The 26,856-nt window shown below is 74.0% G+C and carries 23 protein-coding genes and 1 pseudogene; 8 read left to right on the forward strand and 16 right to left on the reverse strand.

Annotated features, from left to right (window positions below):
- Positions 1-158: 158 nt before the first annotated feature.
- Genes PV796_RS33725 through PV796_RS33735 form a run of 3 tightly spaced genes read left to right on the forward strand, consistent with a single transcriptional unit; the run spans position 159 to position 3,078 of the window.
- Complete coding sequence (locus PV796_RS33725; protein ID WP_274917510.1) at positions 159-1,247, forward strand: ABC transporter substrate-binding protein; 1,089 nt, start codon at positions 159-161, stop codon at positions 1,245-1,247.
- Positions 1,247-2,311 (forward strand): FecCD family ABC transporter permease, encoded by a 1,065-nt coding sequence (locus PV796_RS33730; protein WP_274917511.1) that lies wholly within the window; start codon positions 1,247-1,249, stop codon positions 2,309-2,311. Before PV796_RS33725 ends, PV796_RS33730 begins: the two co-directional genes overlap by 1 nt.
- On the forward strand, positions 2,308-3,078 hold the full coding sequence (locus PV796_RS33735; RefSeq protein WP_274917512.1) for an ABC transporter ATP-binding protein: 771 nt from the start codon (positions 2,308-2,310) through the stop codon (positions 3,076-3,078). Before PV796_RS33730 ends, PV796_RS33735 begins: the two co-directional genes overlap by 4 nt.
- Positions 3,079-3,138: 60 nt before the next feature.
- Here the strand turns inward: PV796_RS33735 and PV796_RS33740 are convergent, their stop codons facing one another.
- The 4 genes from PV796_RS33740 to PV796_RS33755 all read right to left on the reverse strand — a co-directional run bounded on the left by PV796_RS33740 (position 3,139) and on the right by PV796_RS33755 (position 9,324).
- Positions 3,139-4,176: an isocyanide synthase family protein gene (locus PV796_RS33740; protein WP_274917513.1), complete on the reverse strand. Its 1,038-nt coding sequence runs from the start codon at positions 4,174-4,176 to the stop codon at positions 3,139-3,141.
- On the reverse strand, positions 4,170-5,753 hold the full coding sequence (locus PV796_RS33745) for a cytochrome P450 family protein (protein ID WP_274917514.1): 1,584 nt from the start codon (positions 5,751-5,753) through the stop codon (positions 4,170-4,172). The genes PV796_RS33740 and PV796_RS33745 overlap by 7 nt, the downstream gene beginning before the upstream one ends.
- A gap of 80 nt (positions 5,754-5,833) precedes the next feature.
- Entirely contained in the window at positions 5,834-7,708 is a 1,875-nt protein-coding gene (gene asnB / locus PV796_RS33750; protein WP_274917517.1) for an asparagine synthase (glutamine-hydrolyzing), read from the reverse strand.
- Positions 7,709-7,962: 254 nt separating this feature from the next.
- Complete coding sequence (locus PV796_RS33755; RefSeq protein WP_274917518.1) at positions 7,963-9,324, reverse strand: MFS transporter; 1,362 nt, start codon at positions 9,322-9,324, stop codon at positions 7,963-7,965.
- Between the two features lie 250 nt (positions 9,325-9,574).
- Between PV796_RS33755 and PV796_RS33760 the strand changes: the two genes are divergently transcribed.
- From PV796_RS33760 to PV796_RS33775, 4 genes are read left to right on the forward strand one after another with little or no spacing between them, the layout of a single operon-like run.
- Positions 9,575-10,186 carry a hypothetical protein gene (locus tag PV796_RS33760; protein ID WP_274919412.1) on the forward strand — a complete coding sequence of 204 codons (612 nt, stop codon included), beginning with the start codon at positions 9,575-9,577 and terminating at the stop codon, positions 10,184-10,186.
- On the forward strand, positions 10,183-11,043 hold the full coding sequence (locus tag PV796_RS42465; protein WP_446750649.1) for a heavy-metal-associated domain-containing protein: 861 nt from the start codon (positions 10,183-10,185) through the stop codon (positions 11,041-11,043). Before PV796_RS33760 ends, PV796_RS42465 begins: the two co-directional genes overlap by 4 nt.
- Before the next feature lie 35 nt (positions 11,044-11,078).
- On the forward strand, positions 11,079-13,118 hold the full coding sequence (locus tag PV796_RS33770; protein ID WP_446750705.1) for a heavy metal translocating P-type ATPase: 2,040 nt from the start codon (positions 11,079-11,081) through the stop codon (positions 13,116-13,118).
- Entirely contained in the window at positions 13,115-13,609 is a 495-nt protein-coding gene (locus PV796_RS33775) for a copper chaperone PCu(A)C (RefSeq protein ID WP_274917519.1), read from the forward strand. The genes PV796_RS33770 and PV796_RS33775 overlap by 4 nt, the downstream gene beginning before the upstream one ends.
- A 631-nt stretch (positions 13,610-14,240) precedes the next feature.
- Here the strand turns inward: PV796_RS33775 and PV796_RS33780 are convergent.
- Positions 14,241-14,783 (reverse strand): annotated as a pseudogene (locus tag PV796_RS33780) (sigma-70 family RNA polymerase sigma factor); the annotation flags it as partial.
- Between the two features lie 49 nt (positions 14,784-14,832).
- Here PV796_RS33780 and PV796_RS33785 point away from each other — a divergent pair.
- A complete protein-coding gene (locus PV796_RS33785) occupies positions 14,833-15,171 on the forward strand; it encodes a zf-HC2 domain-containing protein (protein WP_274917520.1) in 339 nt (112 codons plus the stop codon).
- Between the two features lie 369 nt (positions 15,172-15,540).
- Here the strand turns inward: PV796_RS33785 and PV796_RS33790 are convergent, their stop codons facing one another.
- From PV796_RS33790 to PV796_RS33840, 11 genes are all read right to left on the reverse strand, one after another.
- Positions 15,541-16,293: a PE-PGRS family protein gene (locus tag PV796_RS33790; RefSeq protein WP_274917521.1), complete on the reverse strand. Its 753-nt coding sequence runs from the start codon at positions 16,291-16,293 to the stop codon at positions 15,541-15,543.
- Between the two features lie 119 nt (positions 16,294-16,412).
- Positions 16,413-17,171, reverse strand: a complete 759-nt coding sequence (locus tag PV796_RS33795) for a maleate cis-trans isomerase family protein (protein ID WP_274917523.1) — start codon at positions 17,169-17,171, stop codon at positions 16,413-16,415.
- Positions 17,172-17,273: 102 nt separating this feature from the next.
- Entirely contained in the window at positions 17,274-17,786 is a 513-nt protein-coding gene (locus PV796_RS33800; protein WP_274917524.1) for a MarR family winged helix-turn-helix transcriptional regulator, read from the reverse strand.
- 62 nt (positions 17,787-17,848) lie between these two features.
- Positions 17,849-18,787: an alpha/beta fold hydrolase gene (locus PV796_RS33805; protein ID WP_274917525.1), complete on the reverse strand. Its 939-nt coding sequence runs from the start codon at positions 18,785-18,787 to the stop codon at positions 17,849-17,851.
- Between the two features lie 111 nt (positions 18,788-18,898).
- On the reverse strand, positions 18,899-19,579 hold the full coding sequence (locus PV796_RS33810) for an isochorismatase family protein (RefSeq protein ID WP_274917526.1): 681 nt from the start codon (positions 19,577-19,579) through the stop codon (positions 18,899-18,901).
- Positions 19,576-20,322, reverse strand: a complete 747-nt coding sequence (locus PV796_RS33815; protein WP_274917527.1) for an SRPBCC domain-containing protein — start codon at positions 20,320-20,322, stop codon at positions 19,576-19,578. Before PV796_RS33815 ends, PV796_RS33810 begins: the two co-directional genes overlap by 4 nt.
- Positions 20,322-21,002, reverse strand: coding sequence for a (2Fe-2S)-binding protein (locus tag PV796_RS33820; protein ID WP_376564227.1), 681 nt, complete (start codon positions 21,000-21,002; stop codon positions 20,322-20,324). Before PV796_RS33820 ends, PV796_RS33815 begins: the two co-directional genes overlap by 1 nt.
- Positions 20,999-23,413 (reverse strand): xanthine dehydrogenase family protein molybdopterin-binding subunit, encoded by a 2,415-nt coding sequence (locus PV796_RS33825; RefSeq protein ID WP_274917528.1) that lies wholly within the window; start codon positions 23,411-23,413, stop codon positions 20,999-21,001. Before PV796_RS33825 ends, PV796_RS33820 begins: the two co-directional genes overlap by 4 nt.
- A complete protein-coding gene (locus PV796_RS33830; protein WP_274917530.1) occupies positions 23,410-24,294 on the reverse strand; it encodes an FAD binding domain-containing protein in 885 nt (294 codons plus the stop codon). Before PV796_RS33830 ends, PV796_RS33825 begins: the two co-directional genes overlap by 4 nt.
- A 57-nt stretch (positions 24,295-24,351) precedes the next feature.
- Complete coding sequence (locus PV796_RS33835) at positions 24,352-25,620, reverse strand: FAD-dependent oxidoreductase (RefSeq protein ID WP_274917531.1); 1,269 nt, start codon at positions 25,618-25,620, stop codon at positions 24,352-24,354.
- A 54-nt stretch (positions 25,621-25,674) separates the two neighbouring features.
- Positions 25,675-26,724, reverse strand: coding sequence for a hypothetical protein (locus tag PV796_RS33840; protein ID WP_274917532.1), 1,050 nt, complete (start codon positions 26,722-26,724; stop codon positions 25,675-25,677).
- Positions 26,725-26,856 lie beyond the last annotated feature (132 nt).

The following is a 26,856-nucleotide window of genomic DNA, read 5'->3' on the forward strand; positions in this document are numbered from 1 at the left end:
TGCGAGGACGAGTAGTCGCTCGATGAGTGATCGCTCGACATGAACGCCAGGAGGCGGGAACCGGAGGCGGCGCCTCCCCGACTACCTGTGCCGGGCCACGAGGGTGGCCCGCGGCCGGCGGACCGGCCGGAGCGTCACAGTGGTAGGGGAGAAGGCCCATGCGCCCAGGAAAGTGGTGCGGACTCGCGGCGGTTATCGCGCTGACCGCCACGGCATGCGGTTCAGGCGGCGGGACACGCGCTACGGGGGCGGACGGCGGTCCACCGGGCCGCGACGGCTTCCCCGTACGGGTCGCCGACTGCAAGGGCGTGGAGACCACGTTCACCGCCCCGCCCCGGAAGATCGTCACCAGCAACGCCGCCGCGCTGGAGATGCTGCTCCGGCTCGGCGCCGGCGACCGGGTCATCGGCACCGGATTCCCGCCCGGCAGGGGGACGTTGCCGGGTGGACTCGGCGCCCGGGCCGCCAAGGTGCCGGTCCTCGGCAAGGCCGTCATCCCGAAGGAGAAGCTGCTGGGCTCCGGCGCCGACCTCTACATCGACACCTTCGCCGCCATGGGCGGCGTGGGCGGCATGGGCGGCATGGGCGGCGCCGGGGACGCCCCGACCGACGAGGAGTTCAAGGCGGCCGGCATCCGCCACGTCTACCTCGCCTCCACCGCCTGCGCCCCGATGGCCAAGGGCCCGCAGCGTGACCTGTCCGGTGTCGAGGGCGACCTGACCCGGCTCGGCGCCGTCACCGGCACCGCGCCACGGGCCCGGGAACTCGTCGCCGGCATGCGCGCCAAGGTCGCCGCCGTCCACAAGGCCGTCGCCGACGTGCCCGAGGCCGAGCGGCCCCGCTACTTCTTCTTCGACTTCGACGCCGGCACCAAGCAGCCGATGGCCGTCTGCGGCAAGCAGGTCGCCAACGCCGTGATCACCCAGGCCGGCGCCCGCAACGTCTTCGGCGACTGCGACGGGGACTTCACGCCGGTCTCCTGGGAGGACGTGGTCGCCAAGAACCCCGACTGGATCCAACTCGCCGTCCGCGACCGCGGCGACGCGGCCGCCAACGCCAAGGCGTTCGACCAGGCCGCGCAGTTCCTGACGTCCTTCCCCGCCACCAAGGGCCTGGCCGCGGTCCGCAACGAGCGGTTCCTGCGGATCGGTTCGGAGCCCACCACCATCGCCGGCACCCGCAACGCCGACACCGTCGAGGAGATCGCGCACACCCTGTACCCGGCACGGTTCAAGGGAGGCCGGTAGTGGGGGCGCGGCCGCTCGCCCCGGTACGCGAGCGGACGCGCCTGCCGCGCACCGGGCCGCTCGCCCTCGTCCTGGCCGTGGCACTGGCCGGCGCGCTGACCGCCGCGGTGTCGCTGGGCGCCACCGACCTGCCGCCCGGACACGTCTGGTCGGTGGTGCTGCGCCGGCTCGGCGGGGCCGCGCCGCACCCCGGCACGGACGAACTGATCGTGTGGCAACTCCGCGTCCCCAGAGCCCTGTTGGCGGCCTGCGTCGGCGCCGGCCTCGGGCTGGTCGGCACCGCGACCCAGGCCCTGGTGCGCAACCCGCTCGCCGACCCGTACCTCCTCGGCATCTCCAACGGCGCATCGCTCGGCGCGGTCGCCGCGATCGTGCTGGGCGCCGGGGCCGGCGGGGCGCTGGGGCTCGGCATGTCGGCGGCCGCCTTCGCCGGGGCGCTCGCCGCGTTCGCGCTGGTGTGGGCGATGGCGCGGCGCGGCGGCGGATTCTCGCCGCTGCGGCTGGTGTTGGCGGGCGTGGGCATCGGCCAGTTCCTGTCCGGCTTCACCAGTTACCTCGTCCTCCAGGCCGGCGACGAACAACAGACCCGTGGGGTGCTGTTCTGGCTGATGGGCAGCCTGGGCGGGGCCACTTGGGGCGCGCTGTGGCTGCCGGCACTCGCGGTCGCGGCCGGCCTGCTGCTGCTCCAGGCCCGGGCCCGCGCGATGAACGCCCTGCTGATGGGTGACGAGACGGCGGCCGGGCTCGGCGTGGACGTGACCAGGCTGCGCCGCGAACTGTTCGTGGTGACCAGCCTGTTGACCGGCGTCCTGGTCGCGGTCTCCGGAGCCATCGCCTTCGTCGGCCTGATGGTGCCGCACCTGTGCCGGCTCGTCGTCGGCGGCGACCACCGCCGGCTGCTGCCGCTGTCCGCCCTCACCGGGGCGCTGCTGCTGGTGGTGGTCGACGTGGTCTGCCGAACGGCCCTGGACGGTCAGGAGCTTCCGGTCGGGGTCGTCACGGCGATGATCGGCGCGCCGGCCCTGCTGTTCGTGCTGGACCGGCGGTTGGGGGCCGAACGATGAGGATCGACATCGAGGAGCTGCGGGTCAGCTACTCCGGACGGGACGTGGTCGCCGGGGTGCATCTGATGGCGGCCGCCGGCGAGATCGTCGGGCTGGTCGGCCCCAACGGCAGCGGCAAGTCCACCGTGCTGCGGACCGTCTACCGGCATCTGCGCCCCACCGCCGGCCGGGTCCTGCTCGCCGGAACCGACCTCGCCACCCTGTCCCCCGGCCGCACCGCCCGCCACATCGCGGCCCTCCCGCAAGAGCGCGCCGTCGACTTCGAGCTGACGGTGCGCGAGGTGGTGGCGATGGGGCGCACGCCCTACAAACGGGCCTTCGCCGGCGAGGACGACACCGACCGGGCGTCGGTGGCCGACGCGCTCGCCGCCGTCGGCATGTCCGGCACGGAGGCCCGGCGGTTCACCGCGCTCTCCGGTGGCGAGCGGCAACGCGTCCTGTTGGCCCGGGCGTTCGCCCAGGACACGGACGTGCTGGTGCTGGACGAACCCACCAACCACCTCGACGTCCGCCACCAGGTCGAGCTGCTGACGCTGCTCCGCGACCGGGCCCGCACCACCCTGATCTCCCTGCACGACCTGAACGCCGCGGCGTCGCTCTGCGACCGCCTGCACGTCCTGCACGACGGCCGGCTGGTGGCCTCCGGGCCGCCGCGGACGGTACTGACGCCGGAGCTGCTGGCGGAGGTCTTCGGGGTGCGGGCAGCGGTGACGGAACATCCGCTGACGGGGGATCCGTTGATCGCGTTTGATCACCGGGGCGGGTAGCGGGCTGAGGGGGTGCCCGCAGTCCTCCGGGGAGCCGGGGGACTGCGGGCACGGCCGCGTTCATGCCGCTGGAGGGTCGACGTCCGGCGTTGCTGTTGCTGTTGCTGTCGCGAAGTGGCTGGGGCGCCCGTGCCGCAGGACCAGACGGCCCCGCCGCTCGGCGTCCGCCCGGCGCAGCAACTCCCGCCGCCCATCGCCGTGTTCCAGCACGCACGCGTGCCACGGCGTCGTCCACACGTCCGGCGCGTCCAGCAGGCGGATCCCGAACTTGGCCGACCCCCGCGGCTGCGGGTGGATCGACAGCCGCACCGCCCCCGGGTGGTACCCGGCGATCAGCTCGCCCCAGGCCCGGCTCCGACGGATCACCCCGTAGGCGCGCGCCCGGCACTCCCGCTGCAACGCCGAACGGGTGCCGGGGTAGCCGTCGAGGTCGGTGTCCTCGAAGAGGAACCGGGTGATGCCCAAGTACAGCCGCCGGGCGGTCTCATCGGCCCGCGTCTCGGCCCGCAGTGCCGCCAGCGACGGCGCGTGCTCCGCCTCGATACGGGCCCGCTTGGCGTCATAGGGCAGGTCCCCGTACGCGCCCCGCAGATCGAAGACGCTCAACCGGGGCGCCAGCCCCTCCTCCTGGAGCAGCGCCCGCAGCCCGTCCCCGTACGCATCGATGTCGGCGTCCGGCACCCTGATGAGGTCGCTGAAGACGTGCCCGTCCGAGCAGATCACCACCCGGGCGCCCGGTGGGTACACGGCCGCAATACGGGTGCACAGCCCGTCCAGGAAGCGCAGCGCGAGCCGCTCGCCCTCGTCGGGGAGCGGGCCGAGCACCTTCGCGGGGTTGGGGGACTTGCAGGGGAAGCCCGGCAGGGTGAGGGGGATCGGCCGCCCCGCTGCGACCCAGGGGGCCAACTGGCGCAGTTGGACCGGGAAGGCGCCCGGGGTGTCGCCGCCGGGGGCGTCGTCCAGCGTGCGCCGGTAGGGGAGGAGGACGCGGAGGATCGCCTCGCAGGTGGAGGCGGTGGAGGCGGCGGACGTGGTGAGGGTGGTGGTGCGGGTGGCGGGTATGGGGCGGTCGGTGCCGAGGGTGTGGGGCGTCAGCATGCGTTGTCCCGGGGAGCCGGTGTGTGCGGTGCGTTCCGCGAGCTCGGCCTGCCTGGTGCGTCCGTCGCGCTGGTGGAGCGGGCCGCGGTGATCGGGCAGCCGGTGGCGTACGTGCCGGGACCGGGGGCCTGGTCAGGGGCCCGCTCCGGTGCGTGTTCGTACGTCACCGGGAGTTGGTTCACCCCGCGGGCCAGGACCGCCGGGATCCACGGCAGTTGGTCCTCCGGGACGGCCAGGCGGAGGCCCGGCAGCCGGCGGAGCAGGGTGCCCAGCGCGATCTGCAACTCGGCGCGGGCGAGTGCGGCCCCCGGGCAGAAGTGGATGCCGTGGCCGAAGGCGAGGTGCGGGTTGGGCGAGCGGTCGAAGTCGAGGGTGTCGGGGTCGGCGAAGCGACGCGGGTCGCGGTTGGCCGCGCACAGCGAGACGATCACCGAGTCGCCGGCCGGAATCCGGGCCCCGTGCAACTCGCTGTCCTCGGCGAAGAACCGCCAGGTCGTCAGCTCGAACGCGGCGTCGTGGCGCAGCAGTTCCTCGACGGCCCGGGGCAACAGCTCGGGCCGGGCGGCCAACGCGGCGAGGTGTTCGGGGTGGCGGAGCAGGGTGACCAGCGCGGTGGTGATCTGGTTGGTGACCGGTTCCTGGCCCGCGACCAGCAACTGGAAGACCATCGAGCCCAGTTCCTCCTGGGTCAGCTCGCCCGCGTCGCGACCGGCCACCAGACGGGACAGCAGGTCCGCCCCCGGTGTGCGCCGCTTGTGCCCGACCAGATCGGCGATGTACTGCTGGAGCCCGCGCAGCCGCGCCTCGTACGCCGGACGGCCCGGGTCCGCGGGCCCGACCGGCTGCACCACCTTCCCCCAGTCCCGGTCGAAGCGGACCGCGAACTCCTCGGGCAGGCCGATCACTTCGGCCAGCACCCGGAACGGGAAGTGCGCCGCGAACTCCGTGACCAGGTCGGCCCGGCCGACGCCCGCGAACCGGTCCAGCAGCCCATCGGCCAACTCCTGGAAGCGCGGACGGAGCGCTTCCACCCGCTGCGGTGCGAACGCATCGGTGATCATCCGCCGCATCGCGGTGTGCCGCGGCGGATCCTGGTGCAGCAGATGCACCTGGAGTTGCGAGTGCTGCGGCTCCGGCATGATCGAGGCGCGCGCCCGCCAGGCCGCGTTGCCGCGCGAGTGGTGCTTGCCCAACCGCGGGTCGGTCAGGGCCCGTTGCGCCGCCTCGTACCCGGTGACCAGCCAGGCGCACACCCCGCTGGGGAAGCGGACGCGGTGAACGGGGCCGCGCTCCCGCAACTCCGCGTAGAGGGGATAGGGGTCGCGCTTGTAGGCGGGACCGTAGAGCTCTACCAGCCCTCTCGGCTCTGTCAGCCCTCTCGGCTCTGTCAGCCCTCTCGGCTCTGCCGGCCCTGCCGGCTCTACCGGATGGGCTGTGGTCGCCTTCTCGGTCGCGTTCGTCGTCGGGTTCGTCGTCGCGTTCATCGGTGGGCTCGTCGTCGAGTCTCCCGGGGTGGCGGGGGCCGCGGTGTCCATCGGGCCGATGGTGTCCGGTGAGTTGGGGTCGGTGGGTTTCATCTGGTCTTCCTTCGGTGGGAGATGGGGGGAGGGCGGGCGAGGGCAGGTGGGTGGACCGGCCCGTACGGGCGCCGGGCGGCTCACACGGCGATCTCCGGCCGGTAGAGGTCGAGCCACAGCGCGAGGTCCACCACGCGTTCCAGCCGCAGCCGGTGCCCCCACTCCAGCCGTTCCGGCGCGGTCGTCAGGTTGGCGGCGAGGACCCGCTCGTCGACCAGGTCGCGCACCCGCCCGCCGGCCGCGTCCAACGCCTCGCGGGCGAGCCGCTGAAGCCCGCGGTTGTAGTCGGGGTGGTGGGTGGCCGGATAGTGGTTCTTGGCCCGCCACAGCACGGACCGCGGGGCGAGCCCGGCGCCCACGGCGCGCAGCAGGCTCTTCTCCCGGCCGTCGTGCCGGTGCAGCTCCCAGGGCGCGTTGAAGGCGTACTCGACCAGCCGGTGGTCGCAGTACGGCACCCGCACCTCCAGACCCCGCGCCATGCTGAGCCGGTCCTTGCGGTGCAGGAGCTGGCGCAGCCAGCGGGTCAGCGACAGGTGCTGGAGCTCGCGTTGCCGGTGTTGCGCCGCGCTCTCGCCGTCGAGGTGCGGCACCGCTGCCAGCGCCGCGCGGTAGGTGTCGCGCTGGAACTCCCCGATGCGCAACTCCCGGGCCAGCTCCGGGTGGAGCGGCATCGCCGCCTCGTCGCTGGTGACCCGCAGCCACGGGAACGTGGGCGCGGCCAGCGCCGCCGGATCGTGGAACCACGGGTAGCCGCCGAACACCTCGTCCGCGGCCTCGCCCGACACCGCCACCGTCGAGTGCTCCCTGATCCGGCCGAAGAGCAGGTACAGCGAGGTGTCCATGTCGCCGACGCCGATGGGCGAATCGCGGGCCGCGACCACGGCCGTGCGGTGCCCGGGGTCCAACAGCGCCTGCGGGTCCAGCACCACGGTCTGGTGCTCGGTGCCGATGAACGCGCCCGCCTCGACGGCGTACGGCGCGTCGTGCCCGGTGCGCAGCACATCGCCGGTGAAGCGCTCCGCCTGGTCGCTGTAGTCGACGGCGTACGAGCGCAACCGCGCCTTAGGGCCCTCCCGGAGCCGCAGTTCGTCGGCGAGCAGCGCCGTGACGACCGTCGAGTCCAGCCCGCCGGACAGCAGACTGCACCGCGGCACATCGGCCTCCAACTGGGAACGCACCGCGTGCTCCAGGCGCTCGCGGACCCCGGCGGTGGTGGCCGCGAGGTCCGGGTCACCGTGCGGCCGCGCGGTCAACTGCCAGTAGAGCCGCTCGGTCAGCCCGTCGCGGTCGAACGCCACCAGGCCGCCGGGCGGCACCTCCCGCACCCCCGCCCACAGCGTCGCCCCCGTCCCGAACACCAGGCCGTACGCCTCCCGGAGCCCCTGCGCATCCACCCGCGGTACGCAATCGGGGTGCGCGAACAGTGACTTGGGCTCGGAGCCGAAGACCAGGCCGCCGTCGGGCGTCCGGGCGTAGTACAGCGGCTTGACGCCCATCTGGTCCCGCACCAGCAACAGCCGGCGCGCCCCCGCGTCCCACACGGCGAACGCGTACATGCCCACCAGCCGCTCGGCCAGCCCCGCACCCCACTCCTGGTAGCCGCGCAACACCACCTCGGTATCGCTCCGTGTCGCGAACTCCCGTCCGGCGGAGCGGAGTTCGGCGCGCAGCTCGTGGTGGTTGTAGACCTCGCCGCTGTAGCTGAGGACGACCGTGTCGGGGGTGGGACTCCCGCTGGCCCGTGGGGCGCCGGTGGCGCTCGCCGTCATGGGCTGCGCGCCGCCCTCGATGTCGAGCACGGCCAGCCTCCGGTGCCCGAGTGCGGCATGCGGACCGACCCAGGTACCCGAACCGTCGGGCCCACGGGGAGCGAGCGCGGCGGTCATCCGCTCGATGACGCGGGGCCGCCCCCCGGGCTCTTCGCCGAACGAAACCCAACCGGTAATGCCGCACATGGGGTGCCTTTCTTTGGGGTGGAGAGGGGGGTGAAGTGGGGAGGGGGAGTGTGGGGAGGGGCGGGGTGGGGTGTGGCGTGTGGCGTGTGGTGGCATCCGCGTTCGGGGGCGTGGGTCGGGGCGCTCGGTGGCGTCGGCGCCGTCCGGTCCGATGTGGCAACGGCGTTCGGGCTGGCGGCTGGCGGCTGGCGGCTGGCGGCTGGCGGTGTGCGGCCTGGCGACGTGAGTGGCGGAACGAGGGGCGTGGACCGCGACTACGGCGGCGGCGCGGGGGTCGAGCCCACCGATGCGGCCGTCGTGGCCCGCCCCGCCGGCCTCACCAGGAGTGCCGCCGCCAACAGCGCCGCCGCCGTGGCCAGTACCGGACCGGTGCGCGCCCCGGCCAGGCTTCCCAAGGCGGTGGCCGCCGCCGGACCGAACGCGAAGCCCGCGCTACGGGCGAGTTGGACGGTCGAACCGGCCGTGGCCATCCGCTCCGGCCCCGCCGCATCGAGCACCATCAACTGGGCCGGCCCGCCGTACAGCCCCATGCCGAACCCCGCCAGCGCCAGCCGCCAGCCCACCTGGAGCGGCGGCCAGTCCCCGGCCGCGGCGAGCAGGCCGAACCCGGCGGCGACCAGCGCCGCCCCGGTCACCGCCACCGGCCGGGCCCCGTAACGGTCCGCGAGTCGACCGCCCACCGGCCCCGCCACCGCCATCGCGGCCGGGAACGCGAGCAGCGTCAGCCCGGTGTCGAACGCCGAGACGCCCTCCGCGCGTTGGAGGTGCACCGCCAGCAGGAAGTGCACCGCAGCGAAGGCCATCGCGAGGGCCAGCACGGCACCGTGGATCCCGCCCGTACGGGCCGCCCGCAGCGCACCGCGCACGCGTCGCCCACCGTCACCCCGGGCCCACAGCACACCCGGCACCAGTGCGAACCCGCACAGCACCGGCCCGACCCACCCCTCGGTGAACGTCAGCCCGAGCAGCAGCGCCCCGACGGCGGTACCGGCCAGCGCGGCGTCCCGGCACTCGGCCCGCCCCGGCGCGGCCGGCCGTCCGCCCGGCGGGAGCCCGCGGCGGGCCACCCACCAGGCGAGCGCGCACAGCGGCAACTTCACCAACAGGACGGCGCGCCAGCCCCAGTGGTCCAGCAGCACCCCGCCCAACGCCGGCCCGACGACGGCCCCGAGCGGCCCGAGCGTGGCCGGCACGCTCATCGCCCGCCCGCGCAGCTCCGGTCGTACCGCGCGGATCGCCAACAGCGGCATCAGCACGAACAGCACGGCGCCGCACGCCCCTTGGAGCAGTCGCGCCCCGATCAGCACCGCGACGGCCGGTGCGGCGGCCGCCGCCGCGCCGCACAGGCCGAAGCCGGCCAGCGCGCCGAGCGCCACGGGCCGCAACGGCGCCCGATCGAGCCACCGCCCGGCCGGCAACAGCAGGGCCACCACCGGGAGTTGATAACCCAGCACCGCCCATTGGGCGATGGCGACCGGAACGTCGAAGCCGCCGGCGATGTCCGGCACCGCCACCGTCATCACGCCCATGTCGAACATGGCCAGGAACGAGCAGATCCCGGCGACGGCGACCAGCCCCCACCGCTCCTTCTGTCCCCCCGCCGCGTCCCGTGGCATCGGCCCGTCCTCTCCTTCGGTTCGCCGCACCGGTTCGGCGCGGCGTCTGAGAGGTCGGGCGCGGAACGCTCCCAGTTCCCAGCACAACGCGGGCAATTCCGGAACCAGGCCATCGAAAGGGGATGCGGGCAAACCCAGTTAGTCGCCCCGGAACGGCCCCGAGTTCCGCCCCGCGAACGGGACAAACCTCACGCGCCGATCGACCCCCGATCGTCCGTCCGTCGCCGCCGCGAGCTGCCACGATGACGCGATGACCACCCCAGCACTCCGGGCCTCCGCACCCGACTCCCCGTCACCCGGCCGCGCCCGGCGCCCCCGGCCCTCGCCCCGCCCCCTGCCCTTCCGGCTGCTGCTGCCGGCCCCCGCGGTGCTCGGCTTCGTGGCGCTCCTGGCGCTGCTGGGCGCCCTCTCATACGCGGTGGGCAGCGCCGCCGGACCGGTGGCCCCCGGCCTCCACCCCGCCGACCGCACCCGCCCGGGCACCACCGACCCCTCCGGCAACGACCGCGACGGAACCCCCAACATGCCGGGGATGCGCGGAATGTCGGCCAAGAGTGCAGAGAGGCCCCGCGGCGCTCGGGACGTGCTGACCGTACGGGATGCGCTGGGCGCGCGGGATGTACTGGGCGCACGGGGCGGATTGGGCGCGCGGGCCACGCGGGACGTAGGGGCCATGGGGGATGTGCTGGCCGCTCGGGATGCGTTGGGCGCACGGGATGTACTGGGCGCGCGGGGTGGATTGGGTGCGCGGGGTGTGCCTGACGCACGAGGCGCCCTACGGGCGGTGCCGTCGAGGGGCATTACCGCAACCGCGCCGCCCCTCTCCTCCCCGACCCACACGGCAACGGGGGCACGGCGATGACCCCACAACCCCGCCCGAGGCCGCACCTCCAGAGGCCCCGCCCGACCTCGTCCGGCGGCGACGCCGCCCCCGCACATCCCCTTGCCCAAGACCCCGTCGAGCCCCCGGCGGTGGACCCGGGCCGTACCACCACCCTCGCCATCGGCGGGATGACCTGCGCCGCCTGCGTGGGCCGAGTCGAGCGGAAACTGGGCCGACTGGACGGCGTCATCGCGACCGTGAACCTGGCCACCGAACGGGCTCGGGTCAGCCACCCCGCATCGGTCTCCATTGACGCACTCATCGCCACCATCGAGGCCGCCGGCTTTACCGCCCGGCTCCCCGTCCCCGCCCCCGCCCCGCCCACCCCCCTCCCGGACCCGCCGCCCCCGTCATCCGCCGCGTACGGCCACGACGCTCCCTCCGCAGCAGCAGCGCCTCCCAAGGCAGCACTACCTGCCACAGCACTGCCCGTAACGACGATCGTCTCGATGCCGACCGCCACCACAGCGACCGTCCCGGCGCCGATCGCCACAGCAACGACGGCCCCGGTGCCGACCGCAACAACGACGATGGCTCCGGCGCCAGTTGTCGTAACGGCGACGGCCCCGGCGGCCAGCGTCACGCCGACGCCCGCCATGGCGACCAGCCCCACGGCAACGCCCACGCCGCCGCCTACCCCAGCGCCGACGCAGACACTCGCTCCGGCTCCCGCTCCGGCTCCCGCTCCGGCTCCCGCACCGGCTCCCGGGTCGCCACTGGTGTGGACACCCGCACCAATCCCGGCGCCGAAGTCAACATCGGTACCGATGCCGATACCGATGCCGATGCCGCCGCCCGTGTCGCCGTCCGGGCTGAGCATCGCCGGCTCTTGGTGACCGCTCTCCTCTCGCTCCCCGTCCTGTTCCTGTCGATGGTGCCCGGTTGGCAGTTCCGGAACTGGCAGTGGCTCTGCTTCATGTTGGCTGCCCCCGTTGCCGTGTGGGGCGCGGCTCCCTTCCACGTCCGTGCGCTGCGCGGCCTCCGGCACGGTGCCGCGACCATGGACACCCTGGTGTCCCTCGGCGTCGTCGCGTCGTTCGGCTGGTCCACCTACGCGCTCTTCCTCGGGGGCGCCGGCGCGCCGGGGATGACCATGCCGTTCAGCCTGCTGCCCACGGCAGGCGACGGCACCGCCCACCTCTATCTGGAAGCCGCCGTCGGCGTCCCGTTGTTCGTGCTGGCCGGACGGCGGATGGAGGCCCGGGCCCGGCGCGGCACCGGCGCCGCGCTCCGCTCCCTGGCGGAACTGGCCACCAAGGAGGTCTCGGTGCGGGGGACGGGCGGCTCCGAACGCCGTATCCCTATCGGGTCGTTGAGGGTCGGTGACCGGTTCCTGGTGCGGCCGGGCGAGCGGGTGGCCACCGACGGCACCGTCGTCAGCGGCAGTTCGGCCCTGGATCTCTCCCTGATCAGTGGCGAGAGCCATCCCGTCGAGGTCGGACCGGGCGATGAGGTGGTCGGTGGCGCGGTCAACTCCGGCGGCCTGCTGGAGGTGCGGGCCGATGCGGTGGGTGGCGACACCCAACTGGCCCGGATCACCCGGCTCGTCGAGGACGCCCAGACCGGCAAGACCCAGGCCCAGCGGCTCGCGGACGCGGTGGCCGCGGTCTTCGTCCCCGCCGTGCTGACCATCGCGGTCACCGTCCTGGGATTCTGGCTCGGTGCGGGCGCCGACGCCCAGGCCGCGGTCACCGCAGCGGTCGCCGTGCTCGTCGTCGCGTGCCCGTGCGCCCTGGGTCTGGCGACCCCGACCGCGCTGCTGGCCGCCACCGGCCGGGGCGCCCAACTCGGCATCCTGGTCAGTGGTCCGGCGGCACTGGAACGCCTGCGCCGCATCGACACCGTCGTCCTTGACAAGACCGGTACCCTCACCACCGGCCGGATGGCCGTCAGCCACTTCACGCCGCGGGCCGATGGTCTCGACCCGGATGATGTGCTGCGGCTCGCCGCGACCGTGGAGCAGGGCTCCGAGCACCCCGTGGCCCGCGCCGTCATCGCGCACGCCGGCGAGTGCCTCGGGACCGAGCGCACCCTCGAACCGGCCGCCGCCGTCCGCGACTTCACGGCCACGCCCGGATACGGCGTCCGCGGCGTGATCGGCGGGCGCACGGTGACCGTCGTCCGGCCGCCGGACGACCTCACCCGACTCCCGGCCCCGCTACCGGACGCGGTCCGCGCCGCCGAATCCACCGGCCGTACCGCGGTCCTCGTCACCGTCGACGACACTCCGGAAGCCGTTCTCACCCTTGGCGACTCGCTCCGCCCCGACGGATACCGCGCCGTAGACCACCTGCGTCGACTGGGCCTGCGACCGGTGCTGGCCACCGGGGACCGCGCGGCCACCGCCCAGGCGATCGCCAGGCAACTCGCCATCACCGAGGTCCACGCCGAGGCCCGTCCCCACGACAAGGCCGCGCTGGTCACCACCCTGAAGGAACAGGGGAGTCGGGTCGCCGTCGTGGGCGACGGGGTCAATGACGCGGCGGCGCTCGCCCTCGCCGACCTCGGCATCGCCATGGGCAGCGGCACCGACGCCGCGATCGGGGCCGCCGATGTCACCCTCGTCCGCGAGGACCTCCAAGCCATCGCCGACGCCGTGCGCCTCGCGCGTCGCACACTCGCCACCATCCGTATCAACCTCCTCTGGGCGTTCGGATACAACCTCGTCACCGTGCCGCTCGCCGCCGTCGGGCTGCTCAACCCGATGCTCGCGGCGGCCGCCATGTCCGCCAGCTCCCTTCTCGTCGTCGGCAACAGCCTGCGCCTGCGCGCCTGGCAGCCATCGGCCGCTGCGCGCACGGCCCGCCGTCGCCCCGCCCGCTCGGACTCAGCCCGTCACCTCGCCACCTCCTCTTCGGGCGGCGACCTCAGCAACGCGCCCCGCAAGAGGGGAACTCGGGAGACCGTATGAATCGCTCTCACCTCGCTGCCGTCGCCGTGCCGGTCGTCACCTGCCTGGCGACCCTGGGCACCCTTACTGCCTGGGCCGCCACCGGGAACGCGGGCGCCCCCGCCCGCCTGACCGCTGCCGAGGGCCGCGTCCTGATCCCCGCCGGGAACGACGCCACCGCCGCCTTCTTCACCCTGCGCAACACCGGCGCCGCGGACGACGTCCTCACCGCCGTCACCGGCCCGCCCGGCCACCGCGCCATGCTCAGTCGCGATGTTGCCGTCGGGCGCAACGCCCGGTCCATGGCGATGGTTCAGGGCGCCACCGTTCCCGCCGGGGGCTCACTGGTCATGACGCCCACCACCCTCGACATCATGATCAGTCCGCCGCCCCGGCTCGCCCCCGGCGACCGCCTCACCTTCACCCTGCACTTCCGCGACAGCCCACCCCTCACCGTCCACGCCCGAGCGGTACGCCCCGGCGAAGAGCGGGCGGAGGGCGCGGTGGGGTGATGCGGGGTCATTCATGGTGATGCGCGGTGAAGTGGCGGGAGCAGGTGGGTGAGAGGGGAAAACGGAGCTGGGTGAGGCGAATCAGGCGGTCGCGGGTGTGGGTATGGAGCGCGCGGCCGTCGTGAGGGACGGATCGGCGGAGGCGGCCCGGCGAGCAAGGGTTCGCCGCCGGTCTGCCTCGGCCGGAACATTCTGGGTGCGGGTGTCTCGGTTCATGACTCAACCGTACGGAGAACGGCGGCCGTTGGGGATCGGGGAAATCCCGGAAAACGCGATCAGGGAACCCTGATGCCGCCGTCGGGGGCTCAGGGGCGAGTTGAGACCCGCCCCTGAGCCCCCGTTGCTCGTCGTGCCCGACCTGTCAGGCCAGGGCGGCGGCGAGCCGGCGCGGTTGCCGGTCGCCCGGCAGCGGTCTCCGCTGCGTGGCACCAGCCGCTGCGGGAGCCACAACCGAGGCTGCGGGTGTGATGGAGGGAGTAGAGGCGACGAATGGGGCGCCAGCGGCCGTGGGGGCCGTGGGGGCAGTAGGGGCAGCGGGAGCAACAGGGGTTCCTGGGGCCCTAGTTCCGCTCCTCTCCGCGGTCACGCCCCCAGCCCTAGCCCCAGCCGTCATCTCCCTCTCCGTATCCGCCTCCGCCTCCGCCAAGAGCGCGATCAGCGTCTCCCGGGCGCGGGCCACCCGTGAGCGCACCGTCCCCACGGGGCAGCCCATCACCCCGGCCGCCGCCGCATACGGCAGTCCGAGCAACTGCGTCAGCACGAACGCCTCCCGCCGCTGTGCCGTCAGGGCCGTCAACAACTCGGCCAGCGCGATGCCCTCTTCGAAGCCCGGCACGCCGCGCGGCTGGACCCGCTCGGCGGCGGACTGCCAGTCGTCGGTCGCCGACAGCCGGGGCCGCACCGCATGGGTGCGGATCCGGTCCGCCACCACCCGCCGGGCGATCGTCAGCAGCCAAGTCCGCGCCGACGACCGGCCCTCGAACCGGGGCAGGCCGCGCAGCGCCCGCACATAGGTGTCCTGCACCAGGTCGTCGGCCGCCTGCGGCTCCCCGCTGAGGTGTGTGACGTAGCGCCGCACATCGAGCTGGGTGGCCCGCACGAACTGCTCGACGGCGTGCTCATTACCGTCCCGGGCGGCCAGCGCCCAGCCCGTCACCGTCTCGTCGTCACGCATGCCGCAACCGCCCCTCGCCGGTCCGGACCAATTCGGGGAGGATGGGGGCATGCTCTGCTCGCGCATCCGTACGGCACTGTCGGCCCGCCTCGACGGCGAGGCGCTGCCCCCTGGGCTCACCGCCCGCCGTCTCGACGACCACCTGTCGGGCTGCCGGGGCTGCCGCCAATGGGACGCCCGCGCGCGAGCGCTCACCGTGGTCGTCGGCAGCGCCGCCGGGCACGACGACGAGATGGCCGCACCGCCGGTCGCCGGCGGCGGACCGCCCCAAGCGTCCGTCGAGCCGACCCAAGCGTCCCTCGAACCGGCCCCGGAGCCCTTCGAGTCGACGTCGGCGTCCGTCGAGGCGCTGCTCGCCCGCCTCCGTTCGGGCCGTCGGGCGGGCTGAGCAACGGGGGAGCGTCGGCCGCTCGGTTGCGGAGCCCCGGAGCGCCGACCGCCGGATCGAGTAACTGTGGAGCGCCGCGCGTCGCGCTGAGCAAATCGGGAGCGCCAGAGACAGAGCTGAGTAACCGGGGAGTGCCGGGCGCTCGCCGCGGCCCGCCGGCTCCCGGTGACCGGGGGTGGGCGCAAGCGGCCGTGTCACCACCGGCGTTCGGACAGGAATCATCATGTGGAGTCCTCTGGAGTCCTTCGCGTGATCCGGTTGGCCGCGCGACGGCGCGGGCGACCGGTGAAGTAGGAGCCGGGACACCGGGCGCGGGGCAGTGGCCCGTACGCTCCGGTGGCGGTCCGGCTCGGGAATTCGACCGTGCTGTCAGGAGACAGCCGGCTCACGCGGGGGACCCCGCAGGGACATGGCGTGCGCCAGCAGCAACTGCCGCGCCGCACACCGCGGCTCCTGTCGGGCGGGACGCGGGCCCGGGCGGGTATCCGGGAGCACCGCCCGCAGCACCAGCAACAGGGGCGCGAACAACCAGGCGGAGACGCTCCGCACCAACCGGAACGCCGCCCGCTCCCCGCCCCACAGCCACCACGCGCTGAGCAGGGCGACGAGCAGGTGCGCGGCGAGCATCCCCAAGGCGCTGCCGTGCATGCCCATGGAGGACATGCCGGTGGAGGACATGTCCATAGAGGACCCGCCCATGTGGGCCATGGCCGAGTCGGACGTGTTCATCGCGCCCGTGCCCGCCTGCCCCAAGGGGGACAGGGCCCGCGCCGCCTCCAGGTCCGCGAGCGACAGTCCTTGAGCGCCGCAGAGCCAGGTACGCGCCCACTCGCGGGTGAGGGCCGCAGGGTCCGCGCCGGCGCCGGAAACCGCCTGCCCAAAGGAGAACGCGCTGTGCAGCACGGCCTGGGTGACCAGGGTCAGCAACCCGACCAATACGGGACCGCGTTCACGCGCGGCGAAGCACCAGGCCCCGGCCGCGGTCGCCAGACCGGCCGCGAGCAGCATCCAGCCGGGCACCGCGGCATCCGACATCACCGCGTGCCCGAGCGCAGCCAGGAGCACGCAGACCGCCGCGAACACCGCGGCGCGCAGCCCCCTGAGAACGTGCCCCGCATCCATGACAGGCCCCATCGTCGCACCCCGCCCCCGGAAAGGAACCGGGAGGGGCGGCTACCGCGCGCGAGCCACCGGGGAGTCAGCGACACGTCCCGTCGCCACCTCACTACCAGGACCGGCCGCTACCCGGCCAGTTCACCGCTCAGCAGCCGCCCGGCCCCCGGCACGCGGGTCGCCAGCCCCAGTTCGCCCAGCACCCGGTAGGCGGTCGCGGTCGCCGCCGACAACACGGGCAACCCGGACGCCTCCTCGACCGGCCGGATCGCGGCCAGCGACGGCATCTGCACGCACGCCGAGAGCACCAGGGCGTCCGCCCGCCGCAGGTCCAGCCGTCGCCAGTGGTCCAGCAGCGCGCCCGGATCGAGCCGGGCGACCGCCAGGTTGTCCGGCACCTCCAGGCTCAGCGCGTCCACCACCTCCACCCCGGCGTCCTCGATGTACGCGCAGACGAGCGCGGTCAACTCCCTGACGTACGGCGTGACCACCGCGATCCGGCGCGCGCCCAGGGCCGCGAGGCCGTCCAGTAGCGCACCCGCGCTGGAGACCACCGGCGTCGGCGCGCCCTGCCCGCGCAGCACCTCCGCGATCTCCGCCTCCGCCGCGCAGTGATGGCCGGGACCCTGCGCCATGATGGCGACCAGGCAGGCGGAGGCGACGACATCGGGGCGGGCGTCGGCGAGTTCCAGCGCGGCCCGCTCAGTTTGGGCGTTCATCTCCCGCAGTTGCTCGGGCGAGACGTGTCGCATCCGCATCCGGCTGCTGTGGAAGACGAAGCGGTCGTCGGGCAGTTCGGCCTCCCGGGCCCGCAGCATCCGGGGGAGCTCGGTCTCCATGGTGAGGTTCGAACTGGGCACGATCAGGCCGATGTGGTGTTCCGTCACGGGTTCTCCTAGGGACGTACCGGGCATACCGCGCGTACGGGGTGTACGGCGGTCGTATGCGCGTATCCAGGGGCGCCGTGGCGGTGCGGGCCGGGCGCCCGGTCAGGACTCCCCGGCCAGGCCCTCCCAGCGGTCGGCCAGGGACGTCAGCAACTGCATGACGTCGCCGCGCTGTGCGGCGTCGTAGGGCGCCAGCAGCCGGTCGTCCAACTGCCGGGCCCGGTCGCGGGCGGCCCGCAGCGTCCGCTGCCCCTCCTCGGTCAGGAACAGCAGCTTGCGGCGCCCGTCGGCGGCGTCGGCGCGGCGGACTATCAGGCCCCGGCCCTCCAACCGCCGGGCCACGTCCGCCATCGTGGAGGTGTCCAGCGCCACCGCCGAAGCCATCGACCGCTGGTCCCGCCCCGGCGTCGCCTCCACCGCGGTCAGCACCGCGAACTGCGGCCCGGTGAGCGTCGGATCGACCGCCCGCACCCACACGGCCAGGTATGCCTGGTAGAGCCGGCGCACCTGGTAACCGGGCGCGGCCGCCAGGGCCGCTGGGATCGCCGCCCCGGTGCCGGCAGTCGGGGACGCCGCGGGGGATTCAGTTGTGGAGGTCGTGGTCTCGTCAGCCATGGGGCCACTCAATCACGGTGCGCGCGGGCGGCAGTCGCGGACCGTCATGATGCTCACACCCCTCACACCAGCATGGGGCGCAGCGCCGCGCGCAGGGCGTCCAGAGCCGCCGACGGGTTGTCCCAGAAGACCATGTGGCCCGCGTCCGGCACCGCGGAGACCGCGGCCGACGGCAGCAGGGCCCGCGCCTCCGAGGCCCCCGCCGCCGTGACCACCGGACTCTCCGCGCCGTACAGCAGCGCAGCGGGGCCGGTGACGGCGGGCCACCAGTCGAAGAAGTCCTCGGTCTCGAAGCCGCGGTGGGTGGCGACGACGGCGTCACGGTCGCAACTGGACAGCCAGCGCGCCCGCAACTCCCTCTCCCGGCGCGGCCACCGGGGCCACGACCGGCCCACCTCCTCGGCGTCCGTGCCGCGTTCGGCCTGCGCCAACTGCCCGAGGAACGCCTCCAACGTGGTGGGATACGGGCCGCGCCGCGGCCCGCTCATCGGCGGATCGGCCAGCACGCTGCCGCCGATCGCCACCGTGCCGCGGGCCGCGACCGCCGCCGCGATCCGTGCGCCCATGGAATGCCCGAAAAGCAGCGGCCGCTCCAGGCCAAGCCCTTCGATCACCGCCTCGGTGTCCGCGGCGTACGCCTCCAGCCCGTAGGCACCAACGTCCCCGCCACCGCCCCCGGGGCCGTCCGATCCGCCGCCGTCCCGTTGGCCGCCCGACGCACCATCCGGGCCACTGTCCGACAGCCCGCGGCCGCGCACGTCGACCACCACCGGACGTACCAGGTCGGTGAGTTCACGGGCGACGAAGTCCATGGTCACGGCAGGGCTGGTGATCCCCGGCAGCACCACCAACGCGGGCCCGTCACCCCCGTAGTCCAGGACGTGCAACCGGGTCGGCCCCGAACGCACCCACCGGCTGGTGGCGGGCAGGTCGGCCAGATCCGCGAGGGCGGACTGGAGGACGGATCGGGATGCCGAGCCGGACCGCGGGCTCTCCAACATGGCGGAATCCTTCCGGAGGAGGACGAGGGCGAGGGCGAGAACGGGAGGGGAACGAGGGCGAGGAAGGAGGACGGGGAACGAGGGCGGAAAAGGGATCGGATAAGGGCCGGATTACGGCGGCGAGTTGCGCGCGGCATCGCCCAAGTCGCCCGCCAGGCCGCCCAGATAGTCGACCGCGTCGGCCACCCCCACGACATCGCCGTACTTGGCCTGGATGTCGAAGAGGGCCGCGGTGTGCGGGCCCGCCGCCCGGTCGCCGACGCATTCCCGGGGGACCAATACGGGGAAGCCGGACTGCACCGCGTCGACCGCTGTGGCGCGCACGCAGCCGCTGGTGGTCGCGCCGCACACCACCGCGGTGTCGCAGCCCAGCGCGGTCAGGGAGGCGGCCAACGAGGTGCCGAAGAAGGCCGATGCGCCCTTCTTCACCACCAACGTGTCCGTCTCCCGCCGCGGCAGTCGAGGATCGAGCGCGACCGTCTCGCTGCCCTCCACCAGGGCGGCCAGTCCGGGCACCTTGCGCAGCCAGGCGATCCGGTCGCCGGACACCTCGGCGGGTGCGTAGGCGATCGCGGTGAAGACCACCGGCACGCCGGCCGGGCGGCCGGCCTCGATCAGGCGGGCGGTGGCCGCCACCACCTCGCTCAGGTCGGCCCCGGTCGGAAAGCGGTCCTCGGTGAACCCCCGGGTCAGATCGACGACGATGAGCGCGGGCCGCCGACCGCGGCGCACCGGCGCGCCGAGCCCGGCGCGCGCATACGTACGGTCGGTGGCCGTCCCGTAGTGGCTCATGCGCGCCCCCGCCGCGGCGCCCCGGGCCTCCGCAGCGTCTTGAGCTCCCGCCGCATCCCCGCGAGCCGCCCCAACAGCCAGCCCTCGACGACCCCTACGGTGAACGCGGCGGCCAGTGGCCCGTACTTGGCGAGCAACGGCCCGGCAGCGGGCCCGAGGAGTGCCGACAGGCCGTCGAGTTCGCCGCTGCCGGCGGCAACAGGCGTCGCGCTGACGCCCGTCGCCCCACCCGAAGCAGCCGAGGGCGTCACAGCAGCCCCACCGGCCGGTTCGGCCCGGCCTCCGCTCGCGCCGCCGCGCTGCCCGTCCAGCAACCCGCCCAGATTCCGGGCGAATTGCTCCAGGATCCGCGTCGAGACCGTTCCGATCGCGCCCTTCCCGAACTGGGCCAGCTTGCCGCGGATCACCAGGTCCGTGACCAGCTCCAGCCGTGCGCCCTCCGGCGCCTCGGCGACGGTGAGCGTCACCTCCGCCTCCGCGTCCCCGTTGCCGTGGGCGTCCGCCCCGCGCGCCTGCACCCGCAGTCGCCGGCGGTCGGCGTCGGTCTCCAGGAACCGCACCGTGCCCGCGTACGCGGCGGTGATCGGCCCGACCTTCACCCGGACCCGGCCCTGCCAGGCGTCGCCGTCCCGGCCGTCGAGCACCGCCCCCGGCATGCAGGACGCCACCCGCTCCACGTCGTTGATCAGCGCGAACACCGCATCGGGCGCCGCGTTCACCGGCACCGTGTTGCTGAGCTGCATCACTTCTCCTTGCGGGGTTCGGGGCGGGTGGTCGCGCGAGCGGCGCGCCGGGCCGCGGCGCAGTCCTCGATCGCCTCGACGATGGGCTGGTAGCCGGTGCACCGGCACAGGTTGGCGGCCACCACCTCGCGGATCTCCTCGCGGGACGGGTCCGGCCGCTCGGCGAGGAACCCCTCGGCCAGCATCAGGAATCCGGGCGTGCAGAAGCCGCACTGGAGGGCATGCCGATCCCGGAACGCGCGCTGCAGATCGCTGAGTTGGCCGGACGCATCCGGCGACCCGCCGTCCGACCCACCATCCGGAACATCCACTTCCGCGCTAGCCCCCGCGGCCCCCGCACTCCCCGGGGAACACCCCGCCCCCACCGACTCCACCGTCCGGATCCGTGCCCCCTCCGCCTGCGCCGCGAAGATCAGGCAGGCCCGCACCGGGCGGTCGTCCAGCAACACCGTGCAGGCCCCGCAGATGCCGTGTTCGCAGCCGACGTGGGTGCCGGTCAGCCGCAGGTCGTGGCGGAGCACGTCGACGAGCGTGCGGCGCGGTTCGGTGATCACCTCGTGGCGGACCCCGTTCACGTCGAGGGCCATGAGCTGGAGCTCCCGCTCGGCGAGCGGCGAGGTGTCGGGCGGAGCGACGGCGTCCGGTGTTGCGGTGCCGGGTAGTTGTGGGGGCGTGGTCATCGGGTGCTCTCCTGGTAGTGCTCGCGGTGCAGGGCGCGGTGCACCGTCTCGGGGGTGATCGGGGTGTCGTCCAGTTCCACGCCGGTGGGGCGCAGGGCGTCGTTGACGGCGTTGAGCACCGCGGCGGGTGCGCCGATCGTGCCGCCCTCGCCCGCGCCCTTGGCCCCGGTCTCGGTGAAGGCGCACGGCGTCTCCAAGTGGTGGATCGCCACCTCGGGAATTTCGTGCGCGGTGGGCACCTTGTAGTCCATGAAGCTGGTCGCCGACGGCTCGCCCTGCGCGTCGTAGGTGACCTGTTCGAACAGCGCCCCGGCGATGCCCTGGGCGATCCCGCCCCGGCACTGGCCGTCCACCACCTGCGGGTTGATCGCCACCCCGCAGTCCTCGACGCAGACGTAGCGCAGGATCTCCACCCGGCCGGTGTCGGGGGCGAGTTCGACGACGGTGCCGTGGGTGGCGTTGGAGAAGGTCCCGTCATTGAAGACGTCGAACGAGGCGGTCGCGGTGAGGCCCGGCTCGGTGCCCTTGGGGAGCAGGTCGGCGCGGAGATGGGCGATTTCGGCGAGTTGGGGGTAGCCGAGCGCGGTGTCGGGGTCGTCGCGGCGGAGCACCTTTCCGGGGCCGAGGACGGTGTCCTCCACGGGGACGTCCCAGCGGGCCGCCGCGAGCGCGCGCAGCTTCCCGCCGAGCCGTCCGGCGGCCAGCCGCACGGCGCTGCCACCGACCGCGATCGACCGGCTGGCGAAGGTGCCCCAGCCGTAGGCGACCCGGTCCGTGTCCCCTTGGCGGAGCTTCACCTGGTCCAGTTCCAGGCCGAGTTCGTCGGCGACGATCTGAGCCATGGTCGTCTCGTGGCTCTGCCCGTGGCTCATCGTCCCGGTGGTGACGGTCACCGCCCCGCCGGGGTCCATCCGAACCTCGGAGAGGTCGTAGCCGGGGACGACGGCCATCTTGCGCTGGGCGAACGCGGTGGTGCCGTAGCCGGTGCGTTCGCTGAAGCAGGAGTAGCCGATGCCCAGGTACCGGCCCTCGGCGCGGGCCGCGCGGGCCCGCTCGTACCAGCCCTCGGCGCGCAGCGTCCGCTCGCACAGGTCCAGCGACTCGCGGTAGGAGCCGGGGTCGTAGGTGATGCCGTTGACGCCGGTGTACGGGAAGTCGGTGATCAGGTTGCGGCGGCGGACCTCCAGCGGGTCGAGGTCCAGTTCGCGGGCGGCGCGCTCGAACAGCCGCTCCACGACCATCACGTACTGCGGGCGGCTGACCCCGCGATACGGCGCGGAGGGCGCCTTGTTGGTGGCGATCGCCCGGCCGCGCACCCGGTAGGCGGGCATCTTGTAGACGCCGGGCATCTCGGCCGCCGCCATGAGCGGTTCGATGCCGGCGGTGAACGGATAGCAGGAGTAGGCGCCCATGTCGCAGACCACGTCGGCGTCGAGCGCCAGGATGCGGCCGGTCGCGTCGAACGCGGCCCGTACGTCGTAGTGTTGCTCGCGGGCCAGGAAGGACGCGGTCAGGGCGTCCTTGCGGTCCTCGATCCACTTCACCGGGCGGCGCAGCCGGAGCGCGGCCGCCGCCGCGGCGATCTCCTCCCGCCCCACCACGCACTTGAGCCCGAACCCGCCGCCCATATCGGGCACCACGACCCGCACCGAGCGCTCGGCCAGCCCCAGGCAGCGCGAGGCCACCGTCCGTACCTGGTGCGGGACTTGGCTGCACGTCTGGAGGACGAGCTGCTCCTCCCGGTCGTCCCAGTGGGCCAGCACGCCCCGGGTCTCCAACGGGAGCGCGTTCTGCCGGCCGGTGCGGGCCTCGATCCGGACGACGCGGTCGGCGGTGGCGAACACCTCGTCAATGCCGTCGGTGGCGAACAGTTCGACGTCCACCAGGGTGTTGCGGGCCGCCGCGGCGTGCAGGAGCGGTGCGCCGTCGGCCAGGGCCGCCGCCTCGCCGGTGATCGGCGGGTGGACGGCGTAGCGGACTCGGGCGGCCTCCAGCCCGTCCTCGGCGGCGTAGGCGTTCTCGGCGACGACGAGGGCGATCGGCTCGCCGACGTAGCGCACCCGGTCGCGGGCCAGCACCGGCATCGCGGTCGGCACGAACTCGGTCCGGGGGCGGTCGAGTTCGGCGGTGATGTCGCCGAGGCGGAGGTCGTCGGCGGTGTACGCGGCGAGCACGCCCGGCACCGCCCGCACCGCGTCCAGGTCGATCGAGGTGATCTCGCCGTGCGCGACGGTGCTGCGGACGAACTGGGCGTGCAGCATGCCCGGCAGCGCGATGTCGTCGACGAACCGGCCGCGTCCGGTCAGCAGTCGGGGGTCCTCGCGGCGCGGCACTGACCGCCCGATGAGCCGTCCGCCGTCCCGCGGGCCGTTCCCGGCGCCGGTCTCCGCGCTGTTCTCCGTGCCCCTCACCGGGACCCCGCCTCCCCCGTCTGCGTAGTGGCCAGGGCCCCCGTCGCCGCCCGTTCGACCAGCGCGCGGACGAGCCGCCGGCGGTAGGCCGCGCTGCCGCCCGCGTCGTCCGGTGGATCGACGGCCGCGGCCGCCGCGTCGGCGCACTCGGCGAACGAGCCGCCGCCGGCCAGCACCGCCTCCGCCTCCGGCACCCGCACCGGCACCGGTGCGACCCCGCCGAGCCCGACCCGGCCGCCGCGTACCCGCCCGGCCTCGACGTCGAGGTCCACCACCGCCGAGACGAGCGCGAAGTCGCCCCTGCGCTCGGCGAATTCGGTGAGCGCGGCGTGCGGTGCGGGCCGCGGGAAGACCACTTCGGTGAGCAGCTCGTCCGGTTCCAGCAGGCTGGTGTACGGGCCGAGGAAGAACTCGGCGGCGGGCAGCCGGCGGCCGCCCTGTGGGCCGGTGGCGTGCAGCTCGGCGCCGAGGGTGTGGGCCAGCAGGCACCACTCGGCGGAGGCGTCGGCGTGCGCGAGGCTGCCGCCGACGGTGCCCCGGGTCCGGATCGGCAGGTGACCGATCCACTCCATGGCCCGGCGCAGCACCGCGAACCCCGGCCCCAACGCCCCGGCGGGGGCGGTCTCGACGGTGTGATGGGTGGTCAGCGCCCCGATGTGCAGGGCGCCGTCCGGCCCGACCCCCAGGTGGTCGAGTTCGCGCAGGGCGCCGATGTCGACCAGGTGGCCGGGCCGGGCGAGCCGGAAGTTCATCATCGCGACCAGGCTCTGGCCGCCGGCGATGATCTTGGCGTCGTCGCCCTGTTCACCCAGCTCGGCGAGTAAGGCGGTGGTGCCCTGGACGTCGCGGGCCCGGTGGTAGCGGAAGGGGGCGGGTTTCATGCGGTTCCTGTTCGTCTCTGGCGGTGGTGGGGCGGACGGGCCGAGGACGCTCGGCGCTCAGCGCGCGAACGGATAGGAGAACGCGGTCTGATCCGGGTCGTTGAGCGGCGTCCCCCGCCACAGCCACTCGTAGGACAGGTCCGACTCCCCGTCGAAGCGGCGCAGTTGCTCGTCGCGCGCCCGCTGTTCGGGGCCGTCGGGGAAGTGGTAGAAGGTCTTGTTCTGCCAGGACGCCTCCTGCACCATCCCCGCGTGCTTGGCCCGCCGGTCGACGTACCGGCGCAGCGCCTCCGGCACCCCCGATACCGTCACCGCCCCCAACTCCTCGGCCAGCACCGCGGCGTCCTCCATGGCCTGCGAGGCGCCCTGGGCCTGGTAGGGCAGCATGGCGTGACAGGCGTCGCCGAGCAGCGCCACGTTGCCGTCCGTCCAGATCGGATCGCGGCGCCGGTGGTAGAGGGCGAAGCAACTGACGTTCTCCTTCGCCTTGGAGAGCATCGCCGGCACCCGGTCGTCCCAGCCGGGGAACGCGTCCGCCAGGTCCTGCGGGGTGGCGGTCACCGTCCACTTCTCGGCGACCTCGTCGGTGCACGGGACGCACGCCACCACGTTCAGGTACGCGCCGCCACGGATCAGGTAGTGCACGAGGTGTCGCCCCGGCCCGTACCAGATGGTGCTCTGATAGCGGTCCACCAGCCAACGGGTGGCCGGGTCGGCCGCGATCAACTCCCCCGGGATGAGCGCCCGGTAGGCCATCTCGCCGGAGAACAGCAGGGTGTCGGGCGCGCCCATCAGCTCCCGCACCCGTGAGCGGACGCCGTCGGCGCCGAGGAGCACATCGCCGACGAAGCGCCGCCCGTCGTCGAGGAGCGCCACCGGCCGCTCGGGCCGGGTGCGGTCCAGTGCGACGACCCGGCTCGCGGTGTGGAGGGCCACCACCGGTCCCGGGCCGTGCGGGTCGAGGCAGGCGTCCATGAGCACGCGGTGCAGATCGGCCCGGTGGTAGTGCCAATAGGGGGCGTTGAAGCGGTCCTTGCAGAACTGGCCGAGCGGGGTGAGGGCGACCACGCTGCCGTCCTGCCAGCGCCGCCGCACCTGGTCCAGCGGTTCGGTGCGGATGGCTTCGAGTTGGCGTCGCAGGCCGAGCCCGAGCAGGATCCGGCTGGCGTTGGGCGCGGTCTGGATGCCGGCGCCGATCTCGCCGAGCTGGGGCGCCTGCTCCAGGACGGTGACCCGCAGTCCGCGCTGGCGCAGGGCCAGCGCGGCGGTCAGGCCGCCGAGACCGCCGCCGACGATGGTGACTTCGTAGCACTGACTGGGCGTCACTCTTCCTCCAGGAGGTTCCGCTCGCTCACGACGGGACGGGGGCGGGGCGGCCGCTCAGCCGTCGGCGCACCGCCCGTCCTCGACGAGCCGGCCGGCCGCGACCACCGTCGTCCCGTCGACCGTCACCGAGCAGCCGCGCATCGCGATGTCGAGGTGGGCGTAGGACTCGCGGCCCAACACCGGGTGCGGGCCGGTGGACCACAGGAAGTTGCCGGCGAACGCCCGGGCGTCCATGCCCATCAGCTGGTCCTTGCCGTACATCGCGGTGGCGAACCAGTCGGCGGTCCGCATCAGCCCCCAGCCCATGTGCGACAGGCTGCGCGCCCAGGTGTCCCGGGAGTCCTCGAAGAACGTGCTGAGCAGGTCGGCCTCGGCGCCGCCGCTGACCTTCTCGATGTGCCCGCTGGCGATCTGCAGGGTCACCGGTTCCCGGACGTACTCCTTGAACGGCAGCAGGATGTCGCCCGGCGCCAGCACGAGCTGTCCGTCGGAGAGCTCCGGCCAGCACAGCACCATGGTGCTCGGCCAGTGGTCCCAGCGCCCCGGATCGTCGGCGAAGCCGCACTGGAACTCCGGCTTGGAGCCGCTCAGTTGGACGGTCAGGTCGGTGCCGGCCGCGGAGCGCACCCGCATCTGCGAGGACCGCTTGAGCAGTTCGACGCCGCGCAGCACCTCGGCCTTGTCCTCCTCCTTGGGGAGGTTGCGGATCAGCACCTCGGGCGCGTCGCAGACGAAGAGGATGCGGGTGCCGGCCCGCAGGATCTCCTGTTGGACCGGGGCGTGGATGAAGCCCTCGCGGGTCAGATCGACCACCAGGTCGGCGGACTTGAGCAGGTCCTGGGCGGTGGTGTCGTTGAGGACGGAGGTCAGGCCGGGGCCGGCGCCGGTGTGGGTGCTGGGCATCGGCGCGGGGGTGCCGCCGGGGACGGTCGCCGCGATGACGTGCGCGCCGCACGCCTTGGCGGCGCCGAACGCGGCCGCGACGTAGTCGCCGCGGCTGTCCGGCTCGGCCAGCACCACCACGTGCTCGTCGCGGCGCAGTTTGCACAACCGCAGCTCGCGGGTGAAGGAATCGAGCAGATCGACGGACGAGAGAGCGAACACGAGGACCCTCCAGGGAGCGCGTCGGGGGCTGGGTGGTCGGTGTCGGCGCGGCACCCGGCGGGGCGCTGTGGCCCCTCGCCGCGGGCCTTGCGGACATGTGTTGATCTGCGGTGACGCGGTGGCGCCCGGGCA

Source organism: Streptomyces sp. WZ-12 (genome assembly GCF_028898845.1).
Lineage (GTDB): Bacteria > Actinomycetota > Actinomycetes > Streptomycetales > Streptomycetaceae > Streptomyces.